Here is a 14,003-nt window from a genome sequence, read left to right as displayed (position 1 = left end):
TTATTCTGGACGTTATCTCCATCACCACTCCTAATTTTCCTAGCATTTCTATCTTTAAGCTCAGCACCGTAGCTTGCTTAAAGGAAATATTTTTCATTTAGGTTGTGGAGTTCTTTATTTTATGAATTTTTCATTATTTTTATTTTTCCTGATAGCTATTCAGGGAATCTGCTTGTACGTGGGACGTCGTGGTAGCAAAAAGGTAGAAGATCGCGAGAGCTATTTTCTTGCAGGAAGGAGTTTAAAAATCTTTCCTTTGATGATGACATTCATTGCCACCCAAATCGGTGGCGGTGTACTTCTTGGGGCTGCTGAAGAGGCCTTCTGTTATGGTTATGGGGGGATTCTTTATCCTTTAGGAGTCGCTTTAGGGTTGATTTTCTTAGGAATGGGGCCCGGGAAGCGGTTGGCAGAGGGATCGTTAACGACCGTAGTCTCTATCTTTGAAGTGTTTTATGGTTCTAAAAAGCTCCGTAAGATCGCATTTTTATTATCCGCAGGTTCCTTATTTTTCATCCTGGTCGCTCAGGTGATTGCTTTAGATCGGTTGTTTAGCAGCTTCCCTTTTGGCAAGTACGTAACCGTAGCATTTTGGATTGTCTTAGCATCCTATACCTCAACAGGAGGGTTTCGCGGGGTCGTACGTACTGATGTGATCCAAGCAGGATTTCTTCTTATTGCGGTGCTCGTCTGTGGTGTTTCTGTATGGCTCTCTGTCCCTAAATCCTTGTCTGTGTTGGATCCTTTCCAATCACTTCCTTGTGCGAAGCTTTCCAATTGGATATTCATGCCTATGCTCTTTATGCTTGTTGAGCAGGATATGGTGCAAAGGTGTGTGGCTGCCTCCTCTCCAAAACGCTTGCAATGGGCGGCTGTAGGCGCAGGCCTTGTTCTTCTTCTTTTTAACTTTATCCCTTTATTTTTAGGTTCTTTAGGAGCTAAAGCAGGCCTTAAAGCAGGATGCCCTCTGATTGATACCATTGCATATTTTTGCAATCCCTCACTAGCAGCTGTGATGGCTGCTGCCATCGGCGTTGCGATTCTCTCTACCGCGGACTCTCTTATGAATGCTGTAAGCCAGCTAATCGCTGAAGAATACCCTACGTTGAAAGCCCCTTATTATCGTTATTTAGTATTGGGTTTGGCGGTTGCAGCTCCTCTTGTTGCTATTGGTTTTACAAACATCGTAGATGTCTTGATTTTAAGCTATAGCCTGTCAGTGTGTTGTCTTTCAGTCCCTGTGGGTTTCTATCTTCTAGCTCCTAAAGGTCGCCGTGTGAGCGGAGCTGCTGCTTGGGCAGGAGTGCTCGTTGGTGCTCTGGGCTATGGATGGGTTCAGATAGTCTCTTTGGGGATGTTTGGGGAGCTATTGGCTTGGATAGGTTCTCTAGTCGCCTTTTCCTTTGTAGGATTTATTGAGATCACTTGGAAAAACAAAGTCAAAACGCAAACTTAGATAACCACTGCATGAGAAGATATAACTAAAATAGATCCTGAGTTGTTTAGGTTTCTCTTAGATCTGATAGGTTGCGCTTAGTAAGAGATCGTCAGTTTTTTAAGTTGTGTTTAGAATCTGATACCTCTCCTTCTTTTCCAAGAAGAAGAGGGGTTCGTTTTATTTTTTATTATTCATTCGTAGGGGCGGGAAGCTGTTTTAACTGATAGAGCAGGTCGATAAGAGAGGAGAGCAGGGCTTGATAGAGCGTCTCTTCAGAATGGTGAAGAGTGCCCTTAAGAAGCTTTCTGCAATACTTTAATAGCCAATACAGAGCGCAAAGTAAACACTGTAAAAGGTAAAATTTACACGCTTGTTTTATCATAAACCTCCAAAGAAAGACGCGTGTTGGCGTTCTTCCAATTGGCTGTTAGATAGTGAAAATAGTATTTACTATTCAATAAAAATATTTATATTAAATATAATAAAACAAAATTTCTAATAAACTTTTTAAAAGTATTTGGTTAAGTTTAATTTAAGAGTTCTCAAATAAAAGATTTTTTAGTCTCTTTTATTTGAGAATCATCAACCGATTTCAAGAAATCGCATGAGCCCGTGATTCTGATGGGCAGAAGTGCTTTTTAGCAAATAGGTGAAGCTCCTCGGGCGTGATCTGTTGCTTCGCGTCACAAAGAGCCTTTTCAGGGTGTGCATGCACTTCGATCATCAGACCGTCGGCACCTACCGAGAGACCAGCAGAGGCGAGAGGAAGAACTAGAGAACGCTTCCCCGCTGCGTGGGAAGGATCTACAATTACAGGGAGAGAAGAGATCTCTTTAAGGAGAGCCACGGTATTGAGATCTAGCGTGTAGCGCGTAGAGTGCTCAAAGGTACGAATTCCTCGTTCACAAAGGATTACCCCAGGACAGGAGGGAGAAGAAGCAAGGATGTACTCCGCTGCGCATAGCCACTCTTCAAGAGTAGCTGCTGGACTGCGTTTTAGGATAATCGGACGATGTGATTTGCTGACCTCTTGTAAAAGAGGGGTGTTATGCATGTTTTTGGCTCCGATACGGAGGATATCCACATGTTCGGCAGTAATTTCAACATCTCGGACATCTAAAACTTCGGTTTCTGTAGGGAGACCATGGATGCTCTGTGCTTCCTTATGCCAAAGCACACACTCTTTCTCCCATCCTTGAAACGAAAATGGGCTTGTCCGTGGTTTTCTGATTGATCCTCGGAATACCTGAGCTCCTGCTTCTTTAACTGTAAGAGCTGAAGAGACTGTATGCTCGTAACTTTCTAAGGTGCAGGGGCCTGCGATCAGTATTGGCGATCCTTCTCCAAACGATAGATTTGGAGAAATAGGAACGGTATGGACCTCGTCAGGATGCTGTTTGAGGGTGCGCGGTAGGGGATAGGTAAACGTAAGAATAAGTACCTCATGCAAAACTAGGGATTTGAGCTGTCCGGTTTTGAGTTCTGATCTTCAGTTCTAGGGTTTCTAGGCAAGAGACAACCGTAGTGGTTGGGGAAGCGGATTAAGAAGATACGAGCGTCTCTTTCCGGAGAAATTGTATTTAAAAATCCATGCATCGCAACAAAGTTTTCAATATTTTCTTCTGAGACAGTATCTCGATCAGACATGATCAGACAAACAGCAAACGGCTGCAAAGGTACAGTAGTCATAGCAGCGACGTCGTTAGCCTCAGCTTGCTCTTTGACGTCATCCAAGATATCACCGAGTTCATTAGAACTTAGGGAGTGGAGGTAGCCTATCAGTGATTGTCTAAAACCAGAGCGACAGAAACCATCAGATGCTGTGACCGTGTTTTTTAAGAGATTACAAATCAACTGATCTCGAGCTCTAGAGTATTGATTTATAGTCGCTGTAGCTAGAGGGAAACCGTATTTTAACGAAAGTAAAAGCTTATCTTTTACTTGTGTAAATCTATGAGAAGCCTCTCTTTGGAAAGCGTCTAATCGAGCAGCTAGCGGAGTCTTTTTTTGTAGAAGTTTAGGGTAGTTGTTAAGGAAACAAAAGATTAAAAAAGATTTCGAAAACTGATCACTTAAAGCTGTGGGAGAAGAAGGCGAACCCAGTTTTGATCCGAAGAGATTTAACCGTGTTAAAAAAACGTTCCACCCATTCCTAAAGGTACTTTCGATTTCCTTTTCTAAGAGTATGGCCTCGGTTTCCAGTTGATAATTTGGGAAAGTAGCTCGTAGAAACTGCATACAGTTCTTTTCAAGTATGGGATCTAAAACCATCACTTCAGGATGTCGTGACCAGAACTTGCAGAACGTCTCTTTATCTTTATTAGAAGGGGTTGAAGGATAGCGTGCTGGAGGCTTGAGTACTAGAGACCCTAGAATGGAACGTAGAAGTTTTTGGAGTTTCTTTTCGTTTTCTACTTTTTTAAAGGCATATTGTAGAAAAGGAAGTAGAAGCATTTTTAACTCTTTAACGGCATCTTTAGTTTCTGGACGATTATTCACTTGAGGATGCTGTAAAATAAAGAATAAGAGCTGTACTGCCTGTGTATAGAGGAGGTCCTGCTCTTGTGAGAGACCACTGCCTTCATCACGCGTTAAACGTAAACTTCTTGCCGAGCAGACAGTATTGAAGTGCTCTTTTAATTCAAGCTTACTATGAATTGCGACTAATAGCTTGTTTACAAGATTTGAAAGTAAATCCGGCTGATTGCTTAAAGGAGGGGTTTCAAAGGATGTGGATATTACATTCTTTAATAGGTTTGCTATGCGTTTATGTAGTGTTTCGAGTTGAGGCATAGAGCTCTCTAACGTCAAACTCTCATGAGTCGTAAGGATAGTCATGATGTTAGAAGAAATCACCTCTCGTTGCCAAGAAGAATCTAAATCTTCATTAAGGTAGCTGAGGGAGGCGTTACTTATTTGTAAGATCTCTTGTATAGAGCGTTGGGGGGGCGCGGACGCTATGATGATATCCTCTAATGATTTGTAGAAAGTAGCGCAGAGTTTGTGAAATCTTACAGAGGGGCAGGTACATAGAAAAGCAAAGAAAGAAAGAGCTGGAGACCAAGGGAGATCCCCAGATCGTCTGTTTTCTATAGTTGCAAGAAAGCGAGAGTATTGACATCGGATTGCTTCAGGGAGGTGATCTTTGACTATAGCATTGAATCTCTCAGTATCCCACCCTGAATCAGCAATGCGTCGACTCAGCTTAGCAAAAGCCTCTCGTATTTCTCTTTCATATTGCTTTCGAAGTTGTTGATCTTCTGGAGACATCTTTTGAAGCTCTGCATCAGTAAGAAAGAGAGCGGGCAGATGTTCCAAGAGAAGAAAGAGTTTGTCTCTAGATTGCATGTAAGGAAGTGCGGAATGATTAATGAGATTTTGGAACAATTCCGAATAGGGACGATTTGCAGCAAGAAATTCCAGAACACTGGGGAGGAGATCGTCCTGCATATCAGAAATAAATAAGGCTCTCGCTGTTTCTTCATTACTTGAAGCTGCGATTTGTTGGCGAATCGCATATGCAGAGAGTTTTCTTAGAAAGGCTATCAGAGTTGCAGTGTGTTTCTGAGAAAGAATCACCCCGTCATAGAGGTCTATGAAGGAGCAATAAGTACTGCATAACTGAAGGAGTTCAGCCATTTCTGCACAAAGATTCGCATTTGCCGGAGAAGAGGAGGCGAAAGGCAGGTCAAGGAGACGTGTGGCTTCCTGCTCAAAGACAATATCATTTCTGCTGCTCTCTTCGTAGAGAGCAGATAGCCATCCTACAGCATAGGCACGATAAAAGCAGTTCCCATCTCCCGGTACATTCACAAGGTAGTAATTGTCATTTAGATAGAGAGCCTGTTCAAGAGAGAGTTGCGCAAGTCGCCGGTGTTGTTGAGGAAGATCCGGATTTTGTGCGATTTTCTTGAACTGTTTTATTTGGAAATACATCGGTTCGTTATCAATCCGATTGGGATAGGAAGCTACGAAATGAGGGTTAAAGTCGCCAAGTATTGGATCAACTTGCATGGCAGGAAGAGGCAGAGGCGCTCGTCTTAGTACCATGCTCACCATGCGATTTAAGCATTGCCAATAGCCTTGACTAGATGGGCGGAGAGGCATGGGGGTAGCCACCCGTACGGGAGGAGGAGGGGCCTCTGGTGGTGGAGTCGGCTTTTTATCAGCAGGTTGTTTAGGGACTTTTGGGCTCGCTGGTGAAGGAGCTTTGGGGGGAGGCGGGGGTGTGTCCTCTGGGGGCGGCGTGCCCGGCTTGGGAACATCGGGTTTTTTGTCTTCACCATCCTTAGGCGGTTGTTTGGCAATTTCTATAGTTTTTGGCTCTGGTCCTTTGGGAAGAGTGGGAGGCGTTGGCAAGCCTTCTTTTCTGACAACCCGATGATGCTTGTAGTAGTGAATCAGAAGAAGCAAACCAAGAGTAATGATATGGAGCAGAACGTATCCTATGGTACGTAGAATTCTAAGTAACAGAGGGTCTTTAGTATCAGTCGTTAAGTGGTAAAAATTATTCTTGTTATTGGGCGGGCAATGTGGTGGGGGAATTGGAAACATACGTTCAAAAATTGCTCGTTTTTTAATCAAAATTATTCAAAGTTAAAACTTTTTCGAGTTTGATGTATTTATTTTTTTATGTAAACTTTAACACATGATAGAATTTAGCGTATAGAGCGCAAACTTTCATGATAAAACAAATAGGCCGTTTTTTTAGAGCATTTATTTTTATAATGCCTTTATCTTTAACAAGTTGTGAGTCTAAAATCGATCGAAATCGCATCTGGATTGTAGGTACGAATGCTACATATCCTCCTTTTGAGTATGTGGATGCTCAGGGGGAAGTTGTAGGTTTCGATATAGATTTGGCAAAGGCAATTAGTGAAAAACTTGGCAAGCAATTGGAAGTTAGAGAATTCGCTTTCGATGCTTTAATTTTAAATTTAAAAAAACATCGTATCGATGCAATTTTAGCAGGAATGTCCATTACTCCTTCGCGTCAGAAGGAAATCGCCCTGCTTCCCTATTATGGCGATGAGGTTCAAGAGCTGATGGTGGTTTCTAAGCGGTCTTTAGAGACCCCTGTGCTTCCCCTAACACAGTATTCTTCTGTTGCTGTTCAGACAGGAACGTTTCAGGAGCATTATCTTTTATCTCAGCCCGGAATTTGTGTCCGTTCTTTTGATAGCACCTTGGAGGTGATTATGGAAGTTCGTTATGGGAAATCTCCGGTTGCCGTTCTAGAACCCTCGGTAGGACGTGTCGTTCTTAAAGACTTCCCTAATCTTGTTGCAACAAGATTAGAGCTCCCTCCTGAATGTTGGGTGTTGGGCTGTGGTCTCGGCGTAGCTAAAGATCGTCCTGAAGAAATACAAACGATTCAACAAGCGATTACAGATTTAAAGAGCGAAGGGGTGATTCAATCTTTAACCAAGAAATGGCAACTTTCTGAAGTTGCTTACGAATAGAGGGTATTCTTATGGCAACCTCTGTTCCTGTAACTTCATCTACTTCTGTAGGAGAGGCTAACTCCTCCAACGAAAGATTTACTGAACGAACATCGCGAATGTATTACGCAGCTTTAGTCCTAGGGGCTTTGAGCTGTTTAATTTTTATTGCTATGATTGTCATTTTCCCACAGGTCGGATTGTGGGCTGTGGTCCTCGGGTTTGCTCTTGGATGTTTACTTTTAAGCTTAGCTATCGTTTTTGCTGTCTCCGGTCTCGTTTTAGGCAAGACTTTAGAACCTAGTCGAGAAGCGACTCCTCCAGAAATTGTTGCGCAAAAGGAGTGGACTACACAACAAGATGTCTTAGGGAATGAGTATTGGCGTTCCGAGTTGATTTCCTTGTTCTTACGAGGGGATCTCCACGAATCTCTGATTGTTGATTCTAAGGATCGATCTTTAGATATTGATCAGAGTTTACAAAATATATTGAAACTTGAGCCCCTATCTACGACACTTTCGCTGTTAAAGAAAGATTGTGTCCACATCAATATCATTTTACATTTAGTGAGACAGTGGAACTTACTGGGAGTGGATCTTAGTCCTGAAGTCACTGCGCACGCCGAGGAACTTCTACTCTTTTTGATAGAAGAGCAGTATTACTCTCCTGATATTTTGAAATTGATTCGCTACGGAGATGCTTTACAAGCAACGTCTCCTTTGATGGATTGGGCAGATTCAGGTTCCTTTAGTGTAGACGCAGACGGGGTATTTAGCTGTCGCAGAGAAGAATGTTCTCCTGAGGATGCTTTGGCGCAATTCGATCTTCTTTTGGCGTTGGAAAATCCCGACAGACGCTTCTTAAAGGATTCTTTTCTTACCTACATTTGGTCGTCTTCATTTTTTGAGAAGTTTTTACATCGCCATCTAGAGAGCTTGCAAAGAAAGCTCCCAGAGACAGCGATCGATGTCGCCCGCTATGAAGCACAAATACAAACATTTCTCTCTCGCTATTTTCAGAAGCTCGATTTGATAAACGCAATGTCCTTAGATTAGGGATATAACTGTGCTGAGGGAGAAAAATGTTATGAGAGCGCAAATCAAAGATTAGACAACCTATTTATTGCTTTTTCTTCTTCTGTTCCTGCTATGAAGCGGCTCTTTGACAAATATGGTTCTGTGGTACGGGTAGATCGTAGGCAGATTCGTGAGCAGATTCTTTCGAACACTGAAATCTTAGAAAATGAGTCAGGGTTCCTCTGCAGTTTGTATGAATATCCTTTATCCTATTTGATAGATTGGGCTGTTTTGCTAGACTGTGTTCGCGGTACCGAAATCTCTCTAGAAGATCAGGCCGATTACACCGTTTGTTTGCAAGGCTTGGATTCTATGTTATCTCAATTTGCGAGTCGTTTACAGTCTGGACAAAAAGTATTGAATCCTAGAGATGTTTTAAGTGAACAGGCTGCGGTTATGCTTGTTCATGGCTTGGCAGCACAGGGCGTGTCGTTTCAAGGATTGAAAGCTTTGATGTATTTGACAGCCGTTCCCCAAAGAATGTGGTTAGGAGCATTGCCTTTATTTGAATCTTTTCCTGTCTTTAATCGGATGAAAGAATTTCTTGGGGAATCTCTGGGAGACTAGGTGAATTTGTATCAAAGAAGGAACAAGATTGCATGTTAGGTTCTTTGCCATGTTATCCTGGTGCTGGCAATATTGAAGAATACAAAAATAGGTATTTCTATTGTCAGTTATGTGCTGAGGTCGTTAGTCCCTATGTTGTTCCTGTTATTGTAGTTGATGTGCAAGGGGCTCCTCCTACAGGTATCTTGCAGGTCTTGCGTTGTAAGCAACATAAATTTCAAGGCCTACCCGTACATGGCCCCATTACTTCTTTATGGGCTTTGGAGCCCGTGGGTAAGGGAGCTCCGCAGCTGGAGTCTGCAATGTACGAGCTCTGTTCTCAAGTAAGGAATTTTGACATCTGCTCTATTGTGAGTTGGGTCTTTGGTGGGTTGTGTATTTTTGCAGGTCTGATTGTCGGGGTAATGGTTGAAGCCCCTTTGATTGCGGGATTAAGTGCTTGGGTGATTCCCTGTATCATTGGAGGGGTTGGTGCCATTTTATGCTTGTTTGCGATCTTGATGGCGTACTTGGGAAGAGGGAGAGTCCGTGAGTGGCTCAATCTTTCACACGAATATATAACGCAATGTCATTGTCGTCAGATACAGGCACATTCTCAAAACTATTCTGTGATCACAGAGTATCCTGCAACCTGTGCATTATCTCAACCGATTACAAAGTTACCTAATGGATCACGCAGAGATAACTAAGCGTGTTCGTCAGTTATTTCTCACATTTTCTCATGAATCTTTTACTGCGCTGCACGAGATCCCTCTCGAAAATTTTTAAGGATAGATACTTGGAAACTATGGTTTAAAAAGCTATAGAGGATTCTAAATTGGGGTTCTAGCAACTTCTTGACTTTAAGATCCAAAGTTAAGAGACTGACTAATTATTTTTGTTTGCTTGTGTTTCCAGATGAGCAATTGGTATGGTAAGAGATATTCAGAGTGAATCTATAGGGAAATTAGTATTTTTAGGCACAGGAAATCCCGAAGGAATTCCCGTGCCGTTTTGCTCATGTAGAGTGTGTCAAAACACAGGGATTCATCGTTTACGATCTTCGGTACTCATTCAATATCAAAACAAGACTCTAGTGATTGACGCAGGCCCTGATTTTCGTACGCAGATGTTAGTTGCAGGGGTTTCCGAGCTCGATGGGGTATTTCTGACCCATCCCCACTACGATCATATCGGTGGTATTGATGATTTACGTGCGTGGTACATAGTCACGCAGCGTTCGTTGCCTTTGGTCCTTTCTGCAAGCACCTATAGATTTTTAAACAAGGCTAAAGAGTATCTCTTCGCCACTCCGAATGTAGAGTCTTCACTTCCCGCAGTTTTAGAGTTTACAATCTTGAATGAGGACTGTGGGCAGGAGGAATTTCAGGGCATTCCCTATACTTATGTTTCCTATTATCAAAAGTCGTGCCATGTAACGGGTTTTCGTTTTGGAAATCTTGCTTATCTTACAGATCTCTGTAGCTATGATGCAAAAATTTTCAGTTACTTAGATAATGTAGAGACATTGATCTTGTCTGCGGGTCCATCGGAAACTCCTATTCCTTTTCAGGGACACAAATCTTCGCATCTTACTGTAGAAGAAGCCAAAGCTTTTGCGAATCATGCAGGGATAAAGAATTTAATTATTACACATATCAGCCACTGTTTAGAAGCAGAGCGTGACCAGCATCCAGAGGTCACATTTGCTTATGATGGCATGGAGGTCCTTTGGACACTATAGATACGCCCGGGGAACAGGGTTCTCAATCTTTCGGAAATTCGTTAGGGGCCAGGTTCGACTTGCCTCGTAAGGAACAGGATCCCTCTCAAGCTTTAGCTGTGGCTTCCTATCAAAATAAGACAGATTCTCAGGTCGTTGAAGAACATTTAGACGAGTTGATCTCACTTGCGGATTCCTGTGGTATTTCTGTTTTAGAGACCCGTTCTTGGATTTTAAAAACACCCTCAGCTTCCACCTATATCAATGTGGGGAAGTTGGAGGAGATCGAAGAAATCTTGAAAGAGTTTCCCTCTATAGGGACTTTGATCATAGATGAGGAGATCACTCCATCCCAACAACGGAATTTAGAGAAACGCCTTGGCCTTGTCGTTTTGGATAGGACGGAGTTAATTTTGGAAATCTTTTCCAGCCGTGCCCTTACTGCAGAGGCAAATATCCAAGTCCAACTTGCACAAGCACGTTATCTCCTTCCTCGTCTTAAGAGACTTTGGGGGCACCTATCTCGGCAAAAATCTGGGGGAGGTAGCGGAGGCTTTGTTAAGGGGGAAGGAGAAAAACAGATCGAGCTAGACCGTAGAATGGTCCGTGAGCGTATCCATAAGCTGTCAGCACAGCTGAAAGCTGTGATCAAACAGCGTGCGGAACGCCGTAAAGTAAAATCTCGACGAGGAATTCCTACCTTTGCTTTGATAGGGTATACAAATTCAGGGAAGAGCACCCTATTAAATTTGCTGACGGCTGCTGATACGTATGTTGAAGACAAGCTATTTGCAACTTTAGATCCCAAAACGCGCAAATGCGTACTTCCAGGAGGCCGTCATGTCCTTCTTACTGATACTGTAGGCTTCATTCGAAAACTTCCTCATACTTTGGTAGCAGCATTTAAAAGTACTTTAGAAGCAGCTTTCCATGAAGATGTTCTTCTGCATGTTGTCGATGCTTCGCATCCTTTAGCTTTAGAGCATGTACAGACGACCTACGATCTCTTTCAAGAGTTGAAGATTGAAAAGCCTAGGATCATTACTGTGTTGAATAAGGTAGATCGGCTTCCTCAAGGAAGTATCCCTATGAAATTACGTTTGCTCTCTCCTCTTCCTGTATTGATTTCAGCAAAAACTGGGGAGGGGATCCAGAATCTTCTTAGTCTTATGACGGAAATCATTCAGGAGAAAAGTTTGCATGTGACTTTGAATTTTCCTTATACAGAATATGGAAAATTTACGGAACTTTGCGATGCCGGGGTTGTGGCCTCGTCAAGGTATCAAGAAGATTTTTTAGTTGTTGACGCGTATCTTCCTAAGGAGCTGCAAAAGAAATTTCGTCCTTTTATTTCTTATGTTTTCCCTGAAGATTGTGGAGATGACGAGGGTAGAGGGCCCGTCTTGGAGAGTTCTTTCGGGGATTAGGTAGTTTTCTTCTAGGACATCGAATCTTTGTTAGTGAGAAAAAGAGTGATATTTTAAAATAGCCACTCATCGCTAAATCTATTGAAGTCTCTAGAGGTATATGACGGTTGCGGAAGTCAAAGGAACATTTAAGCTGGTCTGTTTAGGCTGTCGGGTGAATCAGTATGAGGTCCAAGCATATCGCGACCAGTTGACTATCTTAGGTTACCAAGAGGTCCTGGATTCTGAAATCCCTGCAGATTTATGCATAATCAATACGTGTGCTGTCACAGCTTCTGCTGAGAGTTCGGGTCGTCATGCTGTGCGTCAGTTATGTCGTCAGAACCCTACAGCACATATTGTTGTCACAGGTTGTTTGGGGGAATCTGACAAAGAGTTTTTTGCTTCTTTGGATCGGCAATGCACGCTTGTTTCCAATAAAGAAAAATCCCGACTTATAGAAAAAATTTTTTCCTATGATACGACCTTCCCTGAGTTCAAGATCCATAGTTTTGAGGGAAAGTCTCGAGCTTTTATTAAAGTTCAAGATGGCTGTAATTCTTTTTGCTCGTACTGCATTATTCCTTATTTGCGGGGGCGTTCGGTTTCTCGTCCTGCTGAGAAGATTTTAGCTGAAATCGCAGGGGTTGTAGACCAAGGATATCGCGAAGTTGTAATTGCAGGAATTAATGTTGGAGATTATTGCGATGGAGAGCGTTCATTAGCCTCTTTGATTGAACAGGTGGACCAGATTCCTGGAATTGAGAGGATTCGAATTTCCTCTATAGATCCTGATGATATCACTGAAGATCTGCACCGTGCCATCACCTCATCGCGTCACACTTGTCCTTCGTCACACCTTGTTCTTCAATCGGGGTCGAATTCAATTTTAAAGAGAATGAACCGGAAGTATTCTCGCGGAGATTTTTTAGATTGTGTAGAGAAGTTCCGTGCTTCTGATCCTCGCTATGCCTTTACTACAGATGTGATTGTCGGATTTCCTGGAGAGAGTGATCAAGATTTTGAAGATACTTTGAGAATTATTGAAGATGTAGGCTTTATTAAAGTGCATAGTTTCCCTTTCAGTGCTCGTCGTCGTACTAAGGCATATACTTTTGATAATCAGATTCCCAATCAGGTGATCTATGAGAGGAAGAAGTATCTTGCTGAGGTTGCTAAGAGGGTAGGCCAGAAAGAGATGATGAAGCGTTTAGGAGAGACTACAGAGGTGCTTGTTGAGAAAGTAACGGGGCAGGTTGCTACGGGTCACTCTCCTTATTTTGAAAAGGTTTCTTTCCCTGTTGTAGGAACGGTAGCTATCAACACTCTAGTTTCTGTGCGTCTTGATAGGGTAGAGGAAGAAGGGCTGATTGGGGAGATTGTATGATAGATATAATGCAACATTTTAAGCCCTATACTATGGTCCCAGGACAAAAACTCCCTATTCCTGGATCTTTGTTATATGCTCAGGTATTTCCTACCCTGTGGCGTCTATTTTCTTCGAAACACGAAATCTTAAATGAGCAGACCTTACAGGTGCAAGGGCCTTTAAAACGCTTTGCTGTTTTCCAAGATTTACATCGTGGGGGGCTTGCAGTGACTTCTGAGCGCTACAAGTATTATCTCCTTCCCTCGGGAGAGTGCACACAATCTATCAAAGGGAAACTGCCTTCGGCAGCGCAAGCAGGGCCCCTGTTATCTCTTGGGGTGCATAAGCATGCAGATTGGCAAAAGGTCCGTTGTCGTCGTGATCTTAAAGAAATTCTTCCCCTATGGTTCCGTTTCGCCGCTATGGCTCCTAAGGGATCCTATCGGGATCTAGAGACGACGGCTATCGGTAGCTTGGTAAAGACTGCCCATCAAAGAGTTTTACATAGGGAAACTACAGAGATTGCTCCTGCGTTACTCTCCATAGCCCTTGCGGGATTTTCAGAGTGCTTTCTTCCTAGGAGCTATGATGAAGAGTTCCAAGGAATCCTCCCCCAAGATGGAGATCCAGAGGGGGGAGTTCCTTTTGAGCTTCTCTCGTATAGCTTTGGTATGATCCAAGATATTTTTCTGAGACACCAGGGACAGCTAGTAGAGATCCTTCCTGCATTACCTCCTGAATTTCCTTGTGGCCGCTTGATTCATGTTGCCCTTCCTAATCTTGGGACTTTGTCTATCGTCTGGACTAAGAAAACTATCCGTCAGGTCGAGCTCCATGCAGAATATAGTGGCGAGGTATTTTTAAAGTTTTGTTCTTCACTATGCAGTGCGCGCCTTCGGGAATGGTCGGAGCGACGTCTCTCTGGATCTAAGAGACTTTCTTTAGGAGAAACTCTGGAGATAAAAGCAGGAACCACATATTTATGGGATTGTTTTCATAAATAG

At 42.8% G+C, this 14,003-nt stretch carries 12 protein-coding genes; 9 read left to right on the top strand and 3 right to left on the bottom strand.

The features are described 5' to 3' along the window. Positions 1–121 precede the first annotated feature (121 nt). On the top strand, positions 122–1,456 hold the full coding sequence (locus CPB_RS02465; RefSeq protein ID WP_011126162.1) for a sodium:solute symporter family protein: 1,335 nt from the start codon (positions 122–124) through the stop codon (positions 1,454–1,456). Between the two features lie 169 nt (positions 1,457–1,625). Here the strand turns inward: CPB_RS02465 and CPB_RS02460 are convergent, their stop codons facing one another. From CPB_RS02460 to CPB_RS02450, 3 genes are all read right to left on the bottom strand, one after another. Next, positions 1,626–1,820, bottom strand: coding sequence for a hypothetical protein (locus CPB_RS02460; RefSeq protein ID WP_010883123.1), 195 nt, complete (start codon positions 1,818–1,820; stop codon positions 1,626–1,628). 210 nt (positions 1,821–2,030) lie between these two features. Further along, positions 2,031–2,888, bottom strand: coding sequence for a 3-deoxy-7-phosphoheptulonate synthase (gene aroF, locus CPB_RS02455; protein WP_010883122.1), 858 nt, complete (start codon positions 2,886–2,888; stop codon positions 2,031–2,033). Between the two features lie 2 nt (positions 2,889–2,890). Next, positions 2,891–6,022 (bottom strand): hypothetical protein, encoded by a 3,132-nt coding sequence (locus tag CPB_RS02450; RefSeq protein WP_041466962.1) that lies wholly within the window; start codon positions 6,020–6,022, stop codon positions 2,891–2,893. A 98-nt stretch (positions 6,023–6,120) separates the two neighbouring features. Between CPB_RS02450 and CPB_RS02445 the strand changes: the two genes are divergently transcribed. The 8 genes from CPB_RS02445 (at position 6,121) to CPB_RS02415 (ending at position 14,003) form a co-directional block, all read left to right on the top strand. After that, positions 6,121–6,900 (top strand): transporter substrate-binding domain-containing protein, encoded by a 780-nt coding sequence (locus CPB_RS02445; RefSeq protein ID WP_010883120.1) that lies wholly within the window; start codon positions 6,121–6,123, stop codon positions 6,898–6,900. An 11-nt stretch (positions 6,901–6,911) separates the two neighbouring features. Next, positions 6,912–7,934, top strand: a complete 1,023-nt coding sequence (locus CPB_RS05810; protein ID WP_233417560.1) for a hypothetical protein — start codon at positions 6,912–6,914, stop codon at positions 7,932–7,934. A gap of 93 nt (positions 7,935–8,027) precedes the next feature. Beyond that, positions 8,028–8,522 carry a hypothetical protein gene (locus CPB_RS05805; protein ID WP_233417559.1) on the top strand — a complete coding sequence of 165 codons (495 nt, stop codon included), beginning with the start codon at positions 8,028–8,030 and terminating at the stop codon, positions 8,520–8,522. Positions 8,523–8,554: 32 nt separating this feature from the next. Next, on the top strand, positions 8,555–9,211 hold the full coding sequence (locus CPB_RS02435) for a hypothetical protein (RefSeq protein ID WP_010883118.1): 657 nt from the start codon (positions 8,555–8,557) through the stop codon (positions 9,209–9,211). A gap of 221 nt (positions 9,212–9,432) precedes the next feature. After that, positions 9,433–10,245, top strand: a complete 813-nt coding sequence (locus CPB_RS02430) for an MBL fold metallo-hydrolase (RefSeq protein ID WP_010883117.1) — start codon at positions 9,433–9,435, stop codon at positions 10,243–10,245. Continuing rightward, positions 10,233–11,651 (top strand): GTPase HflX, encoded by a 1,419-nt coding sequence (hflX, locus tag CPB_RS02425; protein WP_011126159.1) that lies wholly within the window; start codon positions 10,233–10,235, stop codon positions 11,649–11,651. Before CPB_RS02430 ends, hflX begins: the two co-directional genes overlap by 13 nt. Positions 11,652–11,751: 100 nt before the next feature. Next, positions 11,752–13,017, top strand: coding sequence for a tRNA (N(6)-L-threonylcarbamoyladenosine(37)-C(2))-methylthiotransferase MtaB (mtaB, locus tag CPB_RS02420; RefSeq protein ID WP_010892011.1), 1,266 nt, complete (start codon positions 11,752–11,754; stop codon positions 13,015–13,017). Next, the gene (locus tag CPB_RS02415) at positions 13,014–14,003 is read left to right on the top strand and encodes a hypothetical protein (protein ID WP_010883114.1); all 990 of its coding nucleotides are present in this window, start codon (positions 13,014–13,016) and stop codon (positions 14,001–14,003) included. Before mtaB ends, CPB_RS02415 begins: the two co-directional genes overlap by 4 nt.

Origin of the sequence: Chlamydia pneumoniae TW-183, assembly GCF_000007205.1 — a bacterium.
Classification (GTDB): Bacteria; Chlamydiota; Chlamydiia; order Chlamydiales; family Chlamydiaceae; genus Chlamydia; species Chlamydia pneumoniae.
Note: the sequence above shows the minus strand (reverse complement) of the source record. Positions and strands in the feature narration are given on the sequence as shown.

Bases quoted from the DNA above. Each gene is read 5' to 3' on its own strand.
- CPB_RS02465 (WP_011126162.1), top strand. From the start codon at position 122: ATGAATTTTTCATTATTTTTATTTTTCCTGATAGCTATTCAGGGAATC.
- CPB_RS02460 (WP_010883123.1), bottom strand. From the start codon at position 1,820: ATGATAAAACAAGCGTGTAAATTTTACCTTTTACAGTGTTTACTTTGC.
- CPB_RS02445 (WP_010883120.1), top strand. From the start codon at position 6,121: ATGATAAAACAAATAGGCCGTTTTTTTAGAGCATTTATTTTTATAATG.
- CPB_RS05810 (WP_233417560.1), top strand. From the start codon at position 6,912: ATGGCAACCTCTGTTCCTGTAACTTCATCTACTTCTGTAGGAGAGGCT.
- CPB_RS05805 (WP_233417559.1), top strand. From the start codon at position 8,028: ATGAAGCGGCTCTTTGACAAATATGGTTCTGTGGTACGGGTAGATCGT.
- CPB_RS02435 (WP_010883118.1), top strand. From the start codon at position 8,555: ATGTTAGGTTCTTTGCCATGTTATCCTGGTGCTGGCAATATTGAAGAA.
- CPB_RS02430 (WP_010883117.1), top strand. From the start codon at position 9,433: ATGGTAAGAGATATTCAGAGTGAATCTATAGGGAAATTAGTATTTTTA.
- mtaB (WP_010892011.1), top strand. From the start codon at position 11,752: ATGACGGTTGCGGAAGTCAAAGGAACATTTAAGCTGGTCTGTTTAGGC.
- CPB_RS02415 (WP_010883114.1), top strand. From the start codon at position 13,014: ATGATAGATATAATGCAACATTTTAAGCCCTATACTATGGTCCCAGGA.